We start from the raw sequence: 16,288 nt of genomic DNA, 5'->3' as shown, positions 1-16,288 counted from the left end.
AATCTGCCACCGGCGGCTTACCGAAAACAACTGGGAAACTCTACTTTAGAACTGTCTCATTAATGGGGAAGTGGACATGAACATTATGTTATTAGTCAACTTCAATAAATTGAGTGGGTGTCGTTGCTGCCCAAATCCTTTTTCCGTTGTTATCGTTTTTTACTTTACCGACAGAGTTCTCGCGAAAGTGGGCAGGAAACAAAAACGTGTCGTTCTCAAATGCGTCGTTAAGAACTTGATTTCTCGTTGTATTGGCTAATTCAGTATTAAGTCAGAATGTTGAACTCACGTCCGAGTACACAACCTGTAACTCATTGTGCATCACATCGCCAGTAAACAATAATTCATTGTTTTCAGTAATCAATCGAATCGCCATATGTCCATCACAATGCCCGGGTGTCGGCTCAAATCGAATATAGTCGTTAAGTTGCTGACCCTTTTGAGGGATGACCTGGAACTGATTGTTCACAATTAAAGGCAAAATGCTGTCATCAAATAGCATTTTTCTCGATTCACCTTCCGGCTTAATGACAACCCGATGCAGCCTTATACGACTCATGTGACCTCCCTTTCATTTATGCTTTATTTTTATAGGTAATTATTCCTTATTATCTGTGTGTAATACCAACATTAATATGTGTCCATCTTCTTCACCAATGTTGGAACATACTCATGGATAAACGTTCGTCACCCAAAACAGCGGTGCCTTTTCGTATTAATGGGCTGAATGAGCTTTGGCAAATAACCAAAGGGCATCCCGATGTGACTGTGGCCATTCTGGATGGTCCCGTTAATTTAAATCATCCATGTTTGCATGGTAGCCATTGTGAATATCTATCTCGCCATGGAGATGTCCTTGCTCGCTCATCGCATGGGACTTTTATTACTAGCCTACTGGCTGCTCCTCATAATCGTAATATTCAAGGCATTGCGCCAGATTGTCACTATCTGATCCACGATATTTATCATGAAACTGACAATGGCAGTTTGTATCCGTGTAATCAGGCTGATATTGCCCAGGGGATCAGTGATGCACTAGCCAATGGCGCGCACATTATCAATATTAGTGGTGGCGAACGAATGGCTCAAGGGGGCCAAATTAGTCCCCGCCTGCGCGATGTCCTAGAGCTATGCGAGCAGCAGGGTGTGTTAGTGGTTGCAGCCACAGGTAATGATGGTGTGGAAATGGTAGATGTCCCTGCCGCATACCCAACTGTACTGGCGGTCGGTTCACTAGATATCAATGGAATACCATCGACATTTAGTAACTGGAGTAACGATGCTAAAGAACATGGAATTACGTTGATTGGCGAAAATATCACGGGTGCCTGCATTGAGGGAAATCATTACGTCACTTGTACGCTCAGTGGTACCAGCTTTTCAACTGCCTTAGTCAGTGGAATCGTCGCGTTACTCGCCAGTTGGCAACAAAGCGGCATAAAACCAGATGTACTGGGGATCCGTCAATTATTACTAAGCTGTACGACAACCTCTTTGCCTGAAGACCACCCAAGCTATGCTCGCCTGCTCGCAGGCCAACTCGACCTGACAAAAGCCATTGAGGCTTTTCAGGTAGGGCAGTTACCACCACTGGACGCTGTAAAACAACCGACATCAGATGCTGAAGTCGAACCCTCTCGTTATGTTAACCAAAGGACTTTTTACATGAACAACGATACCAAAGATGAATCTAACGTTATGCCTTCACAAAGCGAACCGGTCAATCCACCAAAAATGGACAAGGTCGTACCAAGTGAACTACTACCAGATGATCCGGATGATTTAGATCTTGATGACGACGATGATGATGAAGTTGCACCTCAAGCTGTCGGTGCTCCAATGATGGAGCGGCCGCGGCGGGAACATCGCGTTATGGCTCATTCAGTAAGAGCCAGTGGAACGGATTCGCCCACTTTTAATCCGGTGACTAACCAAGGGCAAATCCCCACATTTGATAACTGTCAGCTGGTTTTGGCCATTGGGCAGCCATCATATAACTTTGGCACTGAAGCCAACCAGGACATTTTCAAAGCTGCCATTGCCGATTGGCATAAACGGCTGCCAGAGTCGATGCAGGCTTTTTTCCCGAATACGCCATTTTCTGAGCTGACTATGGCAGCGTTTTTACTGTGGAAAGAAGATGGTAGTTCCATCCATGCTTTTTACAGCAGTCAGCTGATTTGGGTGCTGAGTATGAATGCAACACCTGTTTACAGCATCACTCCGGGATTTGTTGCATTTTCCGATAGCATTTATTTTTCTCTAGCCCAGTTCTTAGGTGAAAACGTCGGGTTGGATATTGAAAAATATGCTGAGCTGACCAATAGCATCTCTTTGAAAAAAAATATGATCGGTGAGAAAAAACAGATAGAAACTGATACCGGTCAGGAAAAAATTCTGGGCAATCTTAAAGATGCTCACGAACAATTTAATGTCAAGAAAAATGACGTAATGCGGATGTCATTGCCTGGTTATATTTCTGGCTCAACAAAACTGCTGAACGGTAACTATATTCAGTCGGTTACCCCTGTTGCGTATGGCATGAATAACTGGACACTTGATGCTCTGGTAGACACTGTAACTGATGATGCCGAATACCGACAGACGCTTACTGACCTGCTTAACCGCTTGTATATCAATACCATTAACCGTGGACAAGCCCCAGAAGAACGGGCGTTGAATTACGCTATTTACAATATTATCGCTGTAAGTGACATTGTGCGTGATGCGGCAACGAAAAATATGCAATTCACCAATTACCAGGTGAAACCATCCAAAATTCAACGCCAGAATTCTCAAATGAGAGAGGTTCAGCTGACTTTCTTCAACCCTGGCAACACGACTCAAGCTTCGACGACCTATGCCATTACGGTTGATATCAGCGCTATTACACCAATTATCGTTGGCCGCATTGATAAATGGCAGGCTCCAATCAGTGTTGCAAGTCTTTAAATACCGATTTTGTGGACTTTATTGATGCATAAAAGTCCAAGACGGCTCGTCAGCAGCCGATACAGGATTGCCCTGATGCTGACTAACTTAAATCGTTAAAAGAGGATATTTTTATGAAATTACCAATGCAATCAAGCCCAGTTGAACGTACCGTTTATCTTTCTAACGCTGCTGGTGCAGGTGCTGAAGCATGTTTTAACTGGGGCTCACTGCTAAAAACTGCTGGCAATATTGCTAAAACCGTTGCTCCAACTGTTTTAGGTATGCTTTAACCAAAAAAACGGCAATAGCTGGCCACTATTGCCGTTTTTATCACCTTTATTCACCGAGGAGTTTCTTATGAAGCTACCGATGCAATCTCATCCTGTTTTAAGAACAGCGTATGTTGCCAATAGTATTTCGATAGGTGCATTCGCTGCATTAGCATTGAATTCAGATATGGAAGATCTTTTATATCCCAACTTTGCTAACTAACCGTTTAAGAAAGCCATTTTATAGTGGCTTTCTTTTTATGCTGATAATTAGTTAATATGAAAGTTTTAGTAATCATTACTCTTAAGTATTTAAAAATTTTTATCTCTTCGATAATATATAAACATATTACTATGTTATTTTTGATAATTGTATAGTAAATAAATATGAAGAATTGCTTACAATCTCATAATAATAAAATTATAATTTAACGGGTAATTCTTCACTATGCAATAAATTTCACTCTCTGTATAAAGTTAAATGAACCTACAAAGGAGTGAAGAGATATGATAGAAAACATTGAATGTGCTACATTGCCTCGTCAAGTACAGGAGTTATTTAATTTAATTGGCTCATACGATAGCTATTTACTACTTAAGAGGTACGGTGGCCAAGAATTATATATTCCACAGCATCCAGAGCGAAGTAAACTGATTGATTTTATTTCTTATACAAGCTTGCATCAGCTAAGTCTTATGTATGGGGGAACATACCTGTCTGTCCCTACAACTCAAAAAATTGATTTGCAACTTCGAAATTATTTGATTATAGAAGCATTGCTTTCTGGTAAAACACGTCAAGAAGTTGCAAAAGAATTCTGCTTAAGCATTCGGCAAATATCTAATATAAAAAAGAGAAATAATTATATTAAGCAAGTTAGTAAAAAAATACAGGTTAGTAGATTTCCAGATATGTTGACATGTTAGGTGTGATGGGATTTGTCACTGGTTAGTGACGTTAACTATAAAAATAACCCAATAAGAATGTGTTCAAACTTGTTGGGTTATTTTTATAGTGAATTACTTCCTGATTATTAATTTTTTGTTTCTGTTTGAAAATTTAATAAATATTAAAAATCGGAGTTTTGCAATGAAGAAATTATTAGTTTGGTTTTGCGGTACAGGTACGCAAACAAAAGATATGGAGTTTCTATATACAAATTCAGAGTTTGATAAATCTTATATTATTGATGGTGTTGGAACCAAAACGATGACGCATCGTGAAAATACACTCAAGGAGAGTGAAACTTGGGGGCTGAAATCTTGGGTGAATTCAACCCGAAACTTGGTGTTTGGTTATACAGAAGAAACAACCATTGTTGGGATAGATACTCTAATTGATACGTTAGTGAGTGACCTTGAGCGACTGGCAACGAGCAAAGAACAAGTAGATTTAGTCATCGGTGGCCATAGTCGGGGAGCCGCTGTTGGGTTAGTAACGTTTCTTGCCAGCTTAAATGAACAGGTCACTTTCGACATTAAATCTGCTAACGTTAGTGACAAAGAATGTCCACAAAGTGAAGAATCTAGTTGGCGCGTTGTTAAATCGCTGCGGATTATTGCCGCAGATCCCGTATCTGGTCGTCAAATAGACAGTGAAGATACCAACGATATGTTTGGCGTGTCGCCAGATATGAAATTAGATGATCTTTTGCTCTGCCTTCGTCATTCACTGTTTAGCCAGGTGGAGCAATTCCAAGTTTATATTTATAGCGCTCGATTTGAAGTTCGAAACGCATTTCGTTTTGATAGTCGATGGTTTGACTTTGTTGATAAAATTAAAGAAGACAATCAGAGTAAGATAGTTGATGCACATCTGTTAATCGGCGGTTTCCGACATTCTGCTATGGTATCCCAAAGCGATGAATTAACAGAACTCTATGATGATCTTGAACCCGATCTGTTCATGAACGATCTTAATATCCAAAAAGCATCACCAATTAGTCTTTTATATTGCCTTGTTTTGGGAGCAGACGAGGCGAGTATTGAACATATCTATACCCAATTAAGAAATAGAGAGTTGCTGATTATCGATAATATAAACGATGATAGTGCAATATCTAAATTGTTGATGGAAAAAACAAAAACATCATCCTATAAATATTTTAATTTTGATTACTTCGGATTTTTTGGTAAGTCTTTATCTGAGTATATGAAAGAGCTACCCACAGCAGTGAATGAAAAAGCTAATGTATTTATTAATAACCGGTATCTATTTCGTTAATTTATTCTGAATTTAAAAGTTTCCTATTTAGTTTTGTTTTTAGGTGGTTTTATAAGGGGGAATAAATGGAATATGATGATAGGTTGTATATTTCTGGTATGCAGAAAAAACCAAATGAAATCGATGAAATTCTGGCAGACTTTGCGGCCAAAATGGCGAAAGTAAAAGATAACTTTCTTGGTTATCAAACTAATCAACAAGTCTATTTTCCAGAAAGCCTTTTTTATTTTTTAACACTTAACTTGTTAAATCTTGGTGATAGTTTTGAGCAGGGCTCTTATCAAATTAATACAAAGGAATTTGAACGAGCCGTTATTCACTACTACGCCCGATTATGTGGATTTTGTAATGACGAGAGTCAGCGCCAGTATTGGGGTTACATTACGGCGATGGGCTCAACAGAAGGTAACTTATTCGCTTTATGGAATGCGCGGGATTTTTTGTTAGGTAGGGCCGGTCAAAATTACTCGGCTATTACCCAGACCAATAAAGAGCCTGTGGTGATTTGTTCTGCAGCAACTCACTACTCGATTTACAAATGTTGCCAGATACTTAACTTGCATGCCTTTAATGATATTGGTCCGCAATTGGGTAAATGTCCGATTAATGATGGTGATTGGAGTATGCCCATCGCAGTGGATTGCTATGGGAGTGTTGATGAAACTGCGCTTTACGATTTGGTGTGCTTTTTTGCCCAGCGGGACATTCCCATCATCTTGATATTCAACCATGGCACAACATTCAGTGGCGGTAGCGATCCAGTTTATCGGATTATCGAGCAGATAAAACCAATCCTTGGGATAAATGAAAGCGATCACAGGCGTTATTGGATTCATGTTGACGGTGCGCTTGGCGCAAATTTCTCTGCTTATTTAAATCAAGATGACCCCTTTATTTACACCAATGACCCCTATGAGTTTCGCCATCCAGAGGTGATGTCTCTTTGTTTGAGTCCATATAAATGGCTTGGGGCTCCATGGACTTGCGGTGCTTACTTGATGCAAGAGCGTTATAAAGCAGGCTCTTGTGTAAGGCCTGATTATGTGGCCGGCAGAGATTCAACGGTTGCAGGCTCTAGGCAGGGCATTTACGCCTTATATCTTTGGGAACGTTTGGTTCAACTTGGAACGGTTGGGTTGAAGGCTATCGCTACTGACAATGAAGCTAAGACTCAGTATTTAGAGACAAAATTGAATGAACTAGCAAAAAAAAGTGCTGAATTTATCGTGATGCCTCGTCAGAGGGGGGCCAATATTGTTCGTTTTTATTGTCCAGATGAGGCTATCCGAGAGCGTTTTTCGCTGGCTCAGGAAAAAGAGTTTATTGATGGTAAATCCGTCTATTTGAGCCATGTCGTGGTGTTAAGTCACGTCACCTACGCAATGCTAGATGAGCTCATTGCTGTGTTGTCGGATGCGATGGACCATCGTGAAACGCAACCGCAATTAGTTATAGTTCCTCGCGCTCAGAGGGTTATCTCGTGGGGGAGGCCATACTGATGAATCGGGTAATACTTTTTCTACTGCTGGGCTTCTGCGCTTTGATCCAGGTGGTCAATGCCGAGCCGTATCGGTTGAATGTGACCGTTGAAATCAACAAGATTTATGGCGTTAATACGGTGGATCAAACGTACAAAGTGGATGGCTATTTGGTTGTTAAATGGCAAGAGCCATTGAGTTCTGCATCTTCGTTACCCCCGCCAGCTGTCTATGAGAATTCCCGAGTGGACCAGCTCGTGGGTTCAGGAATCCGAATTCCGACATTGGAGTTTATCAATATTTTGGGAAAACGGGAGGTAGGCAACAAGCAGTTAATCGTTGGTAATCAACGCATGATGACCTATAACGAACGCTTTCTTGGCACGTTTCAGACCGATATGAATTTCAGGCGATTTCCATTTGATAGCCAGAACTTTGTAATCATTATGGAGCCATTTTCATTAGAAGAAAAACAACTGGTATTTACCGATGAAAGCTCTGCTTTTATTGGTTCTCCTGATAACCAACAAAACTGTGCTCATAGTAGCCATGAACTAAGTGAATGGCGTATTACTGGATGTCCAAAAGTGCAGGTCAGTACCCATAAATATCCCCACCTTTCAGATAATCACCAAGATGCAGATTTTTCGCGTTTAACCATTAGTATCGCCGCCAAACGAAGCCCTAATTATTATTTGTGGCAATTTATATTACCGCTATCGCTAATCCTTGTTGCGAGTTGGTCAGTATTTTGGATTGATGAATTTGGTTCTCGATTAATGACCTCCTTTACGATGATGTTAACGGTCGTTGCTTACACATTTTATACCGGCAGCTTGTTACCTCATTTACCGTATACGACCTTTATTGGACGAATGATCATCATGGGATATGTCAGTATTTTTACGGCTATTGTGATATTTGTCTGTTTGCGGATCATTGGGGAAACAGGGCCGAGAACTCGTCATATTATTCCGCGTTGCCGAGTCCTTTTCCCGATAGTTTCGCTTATCACCATTGCCATATTGGTAGGGGTGAATAATCAGCTATGAAACAAATCACACCGATTCGAGTCATGATAGAAGCCACGTTGAGTGCTTCCGTGTTTATTTTACTGCTGGGCATCAGTACCTATCTTATTTACTCAAAGTCGATTGCAACGCTGGATGCGCAAATTAAGATAGGTCTGCAATCTACAGTCCAGGCTGCTGCTACCACTATTGATGGTTCCTTACATCAGCAAATTACCGCTGATACGCCACCGAATTCCCCTATCTATGCGACGATGGCCCATCAACTTGAGGTGATTCGAGAAGCATCTACCGATGTTCGTTACATCTATACCTGTATTTTGCAGGACAATGTGGTGAAGTTTGTGGTTAACCCAAGCCCACAAAATGATAACGATGGTGATGGCAAGCCGGATATTCCGCCGCGTTTAATGAAAGTCTATAAGGATGCCCCAAATGAACTGATTGAGGCACTTAAGCATCAGTCTGATGGGATATCGCCAAAGGCTTATCGTGATCGATGGGGGAGTTTTATCAGTGCCTATGCTCCGTTTTATAACCAAAAGGGGCAGTTTGTCGGTGTTCTGGCAATGGATCTGGAACTCAAACATTATTATCAGCGCTTACAAAACATTCGAGATGTATTTGGTAAAGCTAAAATCATTATTCTATTTCTTGGGCTGATTGTTGGGTTGGTGGTGTGGTGGCTTCGAAGTTCAGACTCTCACTATGTTAATCGCTCCTATGCGGAGAAACAGCTCTATCAGCAGCGGTTAAATCGATGTGCTCAAGTAATTCAAACCCTCTGTAAATTAAATAGCTATTTTTATAGGCGAGTGGACAGTTACCATCGCGAAAAACAATGTGTTGCTTGGTACGAATATGGCCAAAGTTTCGTCTCACGGCCGACTAAAGTGCGCTCATATCAGCTCGATGTTTGGTTTAAGCACCTTAATCGAGAACTAAAGCGATACGGAGCATTGGTACATCAGTTTAGTGCGCCACAGGTGATTGTTGCGCAATTTGACGGCGAACTGATTTTAGCCAATTTTGCTCGTATTCATAGCTTGATTGCCCATTATCAAGCCACTCCTTTAGCGGCAAACACTAAGGTGAGCGAAGAGTTATTAAACGACTGGTTATTAACGACCTATTTTTATCTGGATGAGCAATCCCGCTGTCACCCGGATATTCTCTGGCTCACCAGTCCAACGCAAACTGAAGGCGTGCTAAGCGTTAATCCTGATTGGCGATGTACAGCAATACAACTTAGAACATCCTTTAACAGTATACATAATGCCGGTGTCGAACTAATTTTTGGCCATAAAGACTATATTGAGCTGCGCTGGAAAGTTCATAAGGAAGATGCAGCATGACATCTATTGCCCCCTTATTATTGATCCTAGCGACATTGACGACACAACTAAGCTCAGGAATTAACTATGTGACAATTCCAATTGCTATGGTGCATCAAGGGTACGGAAACACCGAAATTGGTGTCGCTATGGCATTTGAAATTCTCGGCGTGTTTTTATTATATCGTCCGCTTTCACATTACATTGCTAAATGTGGTTTATTGAGCTCTTATATCGTACTGACTTTAGTGCGTATTGGCAGCTTGTTGCTGTTATCTCACAGTCGCGTATACGGTTTGTGGATACTTGGTATTTTTAGTTACGGTTTGGCTAACGGCATGATCCTCGTAATGACGCAAACTTGGCTGAATATACTTGCCCAGGGAAAGTGGAAAGGGCTGTTCATGGGACTGTTTTCATCGGCATTATCGTGTGGCGTGGCACTTGGGCCAATCGTTTTGCAATTATCGATATTTCAAATAGGAGCGACATTTGAGCTAAATGCTGCTCTGACCCTCGTGCCGTTGCTGATTATCGTTGGCTGTCCTCGAGCGGGAAATTCGGGAAATCAGGTAGGTGCGGTGCGGTTTCGATTTGCTTTGCGCCATGCCAAAGTTGTGTTGATCTCGGCTTTTATTGGTGGGATCGGATTTTTTGGCCTTCCTTCATTTTTGACACTCTACGGAATGGATCAGGGGCTCACGGAACCTCAAGCGCAATTACTTTTGACGATGTTTATGTTTGGTAGTGTTAGTTTGGGAATGCTCCTAAGTACCTGTGCATCTTTTGTTCAACGTTCAACAATAGCGTTAGCTGGGGTGTTTTGTTCGGTGGTTTGTGCGGTCTATCTGTCGCTTGCGGTAGATGCTCAGTATTGGGTTGCCCTCATCTTTTTATTCATCTGGGGTGGCTCCATGGGAGGAATTTACGCGATCGGATTGACAACGATCGGCGAGCGATTTTGTCCTCAGGACCAAATGACTGCCAACATGAGCTATAGCTTAATGGACTCGCTTGGTGGAATGATAGGATTATTGGTGATAGGCAGGATGTTTGATGTGTTTGGTCCAGAAGGCATGACTTTTGTGTTTGTGGTCGGAGGCTGTTCACTGTTAATTATCTTTGTTTATGCGTTGTTATCGGATGAAAAAACCTTTGAATAGGGTGGTTCGTACTCTCTGATAAGTAATCGGATCTCGCTTTAATTCGATGGTGAATATGAATAGGTTTGTATCGTTATTTTCCTCTTAGTGAAGAAGATACAAACCTACATAGAGAAGTCCTGTGAAATTTAAGCCAGATGTTTTTGGTAGCTGTTTTGAAGTTTTTCATCGTAATGGTTGATGGCGTAACTCGGGCCATTATAATTTTTAGCAAATAGTGCCCAGTCCTGTTGCTGGATAGAATTAGACAGTTGTTTATTGGCTTTAATAAAATGTACAAAAGCCATTAGGTGGTTACGTTCAGCAACAAACATATCGTGGACAAACGTCTCTACATCGTTGTATCCAGCCGTTTTATAGTTAAACCCCATGATCTGATAGCGTCCATAAGAGGCAGATTTTAGCGCAGCGCTTCTATCGAGTTGCAGTGCTTTTTCTAAGCGCTCATACTCTTTTTCTGCTTTCAAATACAGAGCTCGGTTCCAAGTACGAGATGAGATGTCAGGATGTGTTTCGTCAAATTGATGATTGGTTAATCTTGAGAACTGATGTGCTTCAAACAATATAACCGGACGACCCGAAGCAAAATAGCCATTCCCAGATGACTCAACCTCTGAAACAGCTTGGATAGCAGCAACATTACAGTTTAGAGCTTGAGCTGCCATCTGATAGTCTGCATCTGTTAGTCCTCTTAGCGGTTCTACCTCAGGAAAATAGTAAGAAGCTTGCTGCTTCTCGCCTTCATTGAGCAGTGTATTTATCATTAAATGGCTCTTACCGTTAGGATCAATTCGAAAATCGGGACGGTGGTAGTTAAGTATGGATGTTTGAAAAGCGCCGATTGCCTGACAAGTTATAGAGTTCGGCAGGTTATCGCCGATTAAACCATCTTCTGGTAATGGTGAGGATAAACCAATTTTATCAATTATTTGGTTGAGTGCTTTTTGTACATTTAACACATCTTCGGGAGAGTTATAACCACCGACACCCACCGATGATAAAAGATGTAATTCTTTCATAAAAAACTCCAGTTTCAGATTAGAAATGTAGCGATAAGCTCGCTATTGGGGATAAATTTCGTATCCATGAGCGAGCTTATGGGAGATTGAGATGAAATATCACCGGGCGTTGGTACACAGGCTGTTTTACCTTGAAGCGAGATATTAATTATATAGATGATAGTAGCTGATATTATGACTCAGAGCTTTTTAATTAATCTGATAAAACAGGGGGATTAAGCCGAACTGTGACTGTTTTTATGCTATATGGCTCAATCTATATAGTTGTGAGTGGTATCGTTGATCTTATATCTAGTTGCTTCAAAGCTCATTGCACAATTTAATAATCGATTCTCTAATCCATCGATGTGCATCGCTATGGTGTGTTCTTTCATGCCAAGTCATAATTTTTGTGAATCCAGGAACGTCAAATGGCAGTTTCACGGTGGTGAGTCCTTGTACATTTTTAATCAGTCGTTTTGGCACGACGGCGCAGAGGTCACTAGTTTTTAAAATATCGACAAGTGACAAAAAGCTTGGCACAGATAAAACGACTCGACGTTGTTTGCCCATTGAACGCAAGACTTGATCCGTTGTCCCTTCAAATGCGCCCCCTACATAAGACACTATCGCATGGTCGATACTGCAGAACTGTTCAATTGTTAAAGAATCATTTTTAAGTAATGGGTGAGCGTTTCTAAGAACACAAACATAAGTCTCACTAAATAGCGTTTTTGCTCTTAAATCACCAGGAGAAGCTTCAGGTGTCGTTAGCGCAAGATCAATGATGCCTCTTTCCATCTGTTCAAAAAGGTCGTGTTCATTAATCCAACGAATAGAAACTTTGATGTTAGGGGCTTGCTGTCTTAGGGTGAGCAAAAAGGGCTCGACGATGGCTCTAAGTGAATAATCAGTTGCAGCGATAGAAAGTGTTAGTTCAGCTATCTGTGGGACAAATTGTGTGGGTTGTAAAACGGTATCCAGTTCTCTAAGTAGCTTTTTTATGGGATCAGACAGTTCTTGGGCACGAATGGTTGGGACAATGCCATGTTGACTGCGAATGAATAGCTGATCGTTTAGACTTTGTCTTAAGCGTGCCATCATGCTACTGACAGCAGGTTGGCTGACAGCTAGTTTTTCAGCAGCTCTGGAAACATTTTTCTCCTCCATAAGAATATTGAATACGCGAAGAAGATTAAGATCAAGGTTTTAATCGTTGCCATAATTAGAGTTTATTGTTTTATAAAGTTATTTTTAATATAGAGCAAAAAGCCGTTTTCAGTGATTCTGCGAACGGCTTTCTAAATATTAGCAATATAAACAGACTTTATTTTGCTTTACGGGCAGCCTTGACCAAGCCATCTAACCATTGCTGGTGGCCATTAATCATCGGGTTTGGCGTAGTTGCTGCTAGCTTTTTGGCTGGATTGCCATTTTGGGCTTCCTGAGTCAGGATGCGAACTCGACCACCAGCTAAATCTTCAATCAACCATGCATGATGAACATCTAAACGAGTTTCACCTTCGCCTGCCCATCCATGCCAGGCTAACCGAGCTGGTTGACCTTCAATCGGCGCTACATGTTCAACACATTGCGATTCAACAGGAAAACCAAATGTTTCAAAATAGAATCGAACATTATTTTCTAATTCTGGGCCTTTATCATCGTAGAAATGAGGGTTTGCAGAGTTTTCATAGTAAGTTGGCCATAATGCCGGTGTATTGAGTAGAGGCCAGATATCTTTTGTTGAAAGACCTGCAATAATGACTTCGTTTGAACAAAAGTTATCCGTAAATCCTGGTACAAAACCTTCAGGCCAAATAATATCACTCATAATAAAATTCCTATGTTTAATCGTAAAAGTAAGTTGTTTTAGAAAAGAAACATAATCGATTTTTTCTAGTTATAAATCCAATCATAAAAAAATATATTAGCTATAATTTATATTTATATCTGATATTTGATGTCACACATTTTCTATGTGGAAATTTTTGAGTAAAAATTTTTTAGGTTAACTGGGTTCATTGTTCCTGATATAAATTTTATTTATATACCCAATAAAAGAATAACTGTTTCATTGGTTGTTGTTATTATTTAGTATAGGTGGTTAATTTATTTTTCCGAATCATTAAAAGAATATACAAATAGTGATTTGGAATAAGCATGGTTTAATTGGAAAAGCGACAATCACCTGTGTTGTTATTTTAATTATTTAAGATGATATTTTAACTTATATCCCATATTTTTATTTGCATAGTAATTGATTTCTATACTTAACCCACCTTAAATTAGGTTAAAAATGGGTATTTTTACATTTAAGTTTACTGAGGTTCTTCATGTATACATTATCTGACTCTATCAAGTCGATTCTCTTTGTATTAACTAGTCATAAAGACATAGGACCAGGGTATGAAGACTCTGGATTTTACTTACCGGAATTAACCCATCCTCTACATGTATTGGAAAAGGCTAATCTTACGATTGAGTTTGCTTCAATCAAAGGTGGCATTCCTCCAGTTTATGGTGTGGATTTAGCAGATCCCATTAATGCTCACTATTGGAATGATCAATCGTTTCAAGAAAAACTAAAGGGATGTGCCAAATTATCTGATGTTGACTCAAATAACTATAGCGCGGTTATGTATGTCGGTGGTCATGGCACTATGTGGGATTTCCCTAATAGCCCAGCGGTTTTAGCTATTACTCGTAAAATGTATGAGCAGGGACAAATCATCGCTGCTGTCTGTCATGGTCCCTCGGCATTAGTCAATGTAACACTAAGTGATGGTTCATATTTAGTTGCAGGCAAAAAAGTAGCAGCATTCACTGATTCCGAAGAGAGCGCCGTGAGCATGGTGGATGCGGTTCCATTTTTATTAGAAAGTGCGCTTAAAGAGAGAGGTGCATTAGTTCAATCGGCAGATGATTGGGCGAGTAATGTTGTTGTTGATGGCTCTTTAATTACTGGCCAAAACCCGCAGTCGGCTGCGGGTGTTGGTGAAGCAATAAGAGATGCTCTGATATCATAAGAAGTTATACTGATTTTGTTCATCATCAAGGTGGTGAACAAATTCGCTGTTCTTGGTATGTCTCTCGAGCGGATTGATCTTTGCTATATATATCAATCAACCCTCATAGATAGCCACATAAAAGAAAATGCCAGAGCAATTCATTTGGTATTCAGATTTATTATAAATAAATTATTCTTGATAGTAATTTCCAGCTATTATCTGTTAACATAAGTTTTGGCATTAAGGCATTATTATTGTGATTTTTTGGCGAAACTATTATAGCGTATCATGTGCAACTTACTTTTTAAATCACAAAGATCAACACGCACTAGTTTTAAATTCTGTATGTATTAGGGGTAAACGATTGAGTTCACGGGGTAGACAGGTTTTATGATGGTTTTAAGTTTATCAGCGAAAATTGAAAAGATCTTATCCTTGACTGAAGATTCTTTTTATCCAAGAGTGATTAATTGGCAGCATATGTATTTTATATACTTACGGCTGCGATACATTCACTCTATGTACAGTTGATACGCATAAATGAATTAGTATCATAATTTTCTTTTGTGCATTATATGTAAACGCATTTCATGATGCTTCTCATTGATTAGCATTTTACATGATTTTATCTATATATTTTCTTAAGGAGATAACCTTGGACCAACGTCGCCGAAATATAATATTAGGAGGGGCAGCTGTTGGCCTGTCATATCTTTTCTCTAGAGGTTTGTTTGCAGCTAACACTGAGAAATATTTACCTCTTAAGGCTGCTATTTATTCTCCCTGGCTGGCGAATCAGGTTGCCCTTACCAGCAACAACACGCTGTTTCTCGGCCTTCCCCGCTATTCGCCAGACAAAGCCACTCCCTCTCTTGCCCGCCGTGAACAAGACGGGTCTTTAGTGCCTTTTCCCAATAACAGCTGGAATGAATGGGCACCGGAAAAGGATGGGCGTAATGCCTTTGTGTATTTGAACTCGGTGCATATTTTTGCTGATGACACTGTCTGGTGCGTTGACCAAGGTTCACTTAGCCCAGGCCTTTTTCCTGCCCAGTACGCCACCCCGCAACCCGGCGCTCAAAAGTTAGTGCAGTTAGATGCCGATAGCGGCAAGATACTGAATATATTGCGATTTAATGACGATATTCTGCCCCCAGGAGCCAAGATGAACGATCTGCGTTTCCATGGCAGCAGTTTGTACATTTCAGACTCAGGGCTTGGCGGCATTATCGTTCACGATTTTCAGACTGGAAAAACGATAAGGCGTCTTTCCGGGCGTTCTGTTGTTAAATCGTCCCCAACCAAAATCCCCGCCATTTTGGCACATATCAAAGGCAAAAAAGCCTTTACGCCACCTAATAGCGACCTCATTGAAATTACTGCCGACGGCAAGTGGTTGTATTGGGCCTCACCGACAGGGCCGCTGTATCGTGTTGAAACCAAGCTGCTAAAAGACACTTCGCTGTCTGACGAGCAACTGGCGTCGCGGGTTCAGCATGTCTACGACAATAACTTTGCCGGTGGCTGCTGTATGGATTCGTTGGGCAATATGTATTTTTCGGAAACGGTTACTGGCCATATCACCTTGCTGGCACCGTCAGGAAAAACGGCGGTGATCGCCTCCAGCCCTGCATTGATACGCCCCGACGGCACCTTTATCAGCCAAGACCGCAAGCTTTATATTCCGGTGAAAAAGCCATTGGCATCAGGGCCTAAAGACAAGCCATTTGTGATTTATGCGGTTGCTTTACCTGACCAATTCGACGGCATTGCACTGGGTGGGCCGGTGACTGGCCAAGCCTAACGGCGCGTGAGCGATGGTGGCGCTTTCCCTGATGGGGGGCGC

General features: G+C 40.9%; 15 protein-coding genes and 2 pseudogenes. 11 read left to right on the top strand and 6 right to left on the bottom strand.

Annotated features, from left to right (window positions below; all coding sequences use genetic code 11):
- Window positions 1–271 precede the first annotated feature (271 nt).
- Window positions 272–559: an MBL fold metallo-hydrolase gene (locus tag ABTQ23_RS06355; RefSeq protein ID WP_408614824.1), complete on the bottom strand. Its 288-nt coding sequence runs from the start codon at window positions 557–559 to the stop codon at window positions 272–274.
- A gap of 113 nt (window positions 560–672) precedes the next feature.
- Between ABTQ23_RS06355 and ABTQ23_RS06350 the strand changes: the two genes are divergently transcribed.
- The 9 genes from ABTQ23_RS06350 to ABTQ23_RS06310 all read left to right on the top strand — a co-directional run bounded on the left by ABTQ23_RS06350 (window position 673) and on the right by ABTQ23_RS06310 (window position 10,433).
- The gene (locus ABTQ23_RS06350) at window positions 673–2,952 is read left to right on the top strand and encodes a S8 family serine peptidase (RefSeq protein WP_408614822.1); all 2,280 of its coding nucleotides are present in this window, start codon (window positions 673–675) and stop codon (window positions 2,950–2,952) included.
- Between the two features lie 113 nt (window positions 2,953–3,065).
- The gene (locus ABTQ23_RS06345; protein ID WP_408614821.1) at window positions 3,066–3,224 is read left to right on the top strand and encodes a hypothetical protein; all 159 of its coding nucleotides are present in this window, start codon (window positions 3,066–3,068) and stop codon (window positions 3,222–3,224) included.
- Window positions 3,225–3,291: 67 nt separating this feature from the next.
- Window positions 3,292–3,426 (top strand): hypothetical protein, encoded by a 135-nt coding sequence (locus tag ABTQ23_RS06340; protein ID WP_408614820.1) that lies wholly within the window; start codon window positions 3,292–3,294, stop codon window positions 3,424–3,426.
- Window positions 3,427–3,710: 284 nt separating this feature from the next.
- Window positions 3,711–4,130 carry a hypothetical protein gene (locus tag ABTQ23_RS06335; protein WP_408614818.1) on the top strand — a complete coding sequence of 140 codons (420 nt, stop codon included), beginning with the start codon at window positions 3,711–3,713 and terminating at the stop codon, window positions 4,128–4,130.
- A gap of 163 nt (window positions 4,131–4,293) precedes the next feature.
- Window positions 4,294–5,427 (top strand): hypothetical protein, encoded by a 1,134-nt coding sequence (locus tag ABTQ23_RS06330; protein ID WP_408614817.1) that lies wholly within the window; start codon window positions 4,294–4,296, stop codon window positions 5,425–5,427.
- Between the two features lie 65 nt (window positions 5,428–5,492).
- Window positions 5,493–6,926 carry a pyridoxal-dependent decarboxylase gene (locus ABTQ23_RS06325; protein ID WP_408614816.1) on the top strand — a complete coding sequence of 478 codons (1,434 nt, stop codon included), beginning with the start codon at window positions 5,493–5,495 and terminating at the stop codon, window positions 6,924–6,926.
- Complete coding sequence (locus ABTQ23_RS06320; RefSeq protein WP_408614815.1) at window positions 6,926–7,957, top strand: ligand-gated ion channel; 1,032 nt, start codon at window positions 6,926–6,928, stop codon at window positions 7,955–7,957. The genes ABTQ23_RS06325 and ABTQ23_RS06320 overlap by 1 nt, the downstream gene beginning before the upstream one ends.
- Window positions 7,954–9,291 (top strand): histidine kinase, encoded by a 1,338-nt coding sequence (locus ABTQ23_RS06315; protein ID WP_408614814.1) that lies wholly within the window; start codon window positions 7,954–7,956, stop codon window positions 9,289–9,291. Before ABTQ23_RS06320 ends, ABTQ23_RS06315 begins: the two co-directional genes overlap by 4 nt.
- Window positions 9,288–10,433 carry an MFS transporter gene (locus ABTQ23_RS06310; RefSeq protein WP_408614813.1) on the top strand — a complete coding sequence of 382 codons (1,146 nt, stop codon included), beginning with the start codon at window positions 9,288–9,290 and terminating at the stop codon, window positions 10,431–10,433. The genes ABTQ23_RS06315 and ABTQ23_RS06310 overlap by 4 nt, the downstream gene beginning before the upstream one ends.
- 128 nt (window positions 10,434–10,561) lie before the next feature.
- On the opposite strand, the gene ABTQ23_RS06305 is transcribed toward ABTQ23_RS06310, so the two are convergent.
- The 4 genes and pseudogenes from ABTQ23_RS06305 to ABTQ23_RS06290 all read right to left on the bottom strand — a co-directional run bounded on the left by ABTQ23_RS06305 (window position 10,562) and on the right by ABTQ23_RS06290 (window position 13,265).
- Window positions 10,562–11,452: an N-acetylmuramidase family protein gene (locus ABTQ23_RS06305; protein WP_408614812.1), complete on the bottom strand. Its 891-nt coding sequence runs from the start codon at window positions 11,450–11,452 to the stop codon at window positions 10,562–10,564.
- 300 nt (window positions 11,453–11,752) lie between these two features.
- Entirely contained in the window at window positions 11,753–12,355 is a 603-nt protein-coding gene (locus ABTQ23_RS06300) for a LysR substrate-binding domain-containing protein (RefSeq protein ID WP_408614832.1), read from the bottom strand.
- Window positions 12,356–12,469: 114 nt separating this feature from the next.
- Window positions 12,470–12,619, bottom strand: a pseudogene (locus tag ABTQ23_RS06295) (helix-turn-helix domain-containing protein); the annotation flags it as partial.
- Window positions 12,620–12,758: 139 nt separating this feature from the next.
- Window positions 12,759–13,265 carry an SRPBCC family protein gene (locus ABTQ23_RS06290; RefSeq protein ID WP_408614811.1) on the bottom strand — a complete coding sequence of 169 codons (507 nt, stop codon included), beginning with the start codon at window positions 13,263–13,265 and terminating at the stop codon, window positions 12,759–12,761.
- Between the two features lie 502 nt (window positions 13,266–13,767).
- On the opposite strand from ABTQ23_RS06290, the gene ABTQ23_RS06285 reads away from it, so the two are divergent.
- Window positions 13,768–14,460 carry a type 1 glutamine amidotransferase domain-containing protein gene (locus ABTQ23_RS06285; protein ID WP_408614810.1) on the top strand — a complete coding sequence of 231 codons (693 nt, stop codon included), beginning with the start codon at window positions 13,768–13,770 and terminating at the stop codon, window positions 14,458–14,460.
- 120 nt (window positions 14,461–14,580) lie between these two features.
- Here the strand turns inward: ABTQ23_RS06285 and ABTQ23_RS06280 are convergent.
- Window positions 14,581–14,683 (bottom strand): annotated as a pseudogene (locus ABTQ23_RS06280) (IS5/IS1182 family transposase); the annotation flags it as partial.
- A gap of 414 nt (window positions 14,684–15,097) precedes the next feature.
- Between ABTQ23_RS06280 and ABTQ23_RS06275 the strand changes: the two are divergent.
- Complete coding sequence (locus ABTQ23_RS06275) at window positions 15,098–16,246, top strand: L-dopachrome tautomerase-related protein (protein ID WP_408614809.1); 1,149 nt, start codon at window positions 15,098–15,100, stop codon at window positions 16,244–16,246.
- Window positions 16,247–16,288: the final 42 nt, after the last annotated feature.

It is taken from the genome of Celerinatantimonas sediminis, assembly GCF_046054195.1.
Lineage (GTDB): Bacteria > Pseudomonadota > Gammaproteobacteria > Enterobacterales > Celerinatantimonadaceae > Celerinatantimonas.
The sequence above is the reverse complement of the archived record's forward strand: the minus strand, read 5'-3'. Positions and strand labels throughout refer to the sequence as shown.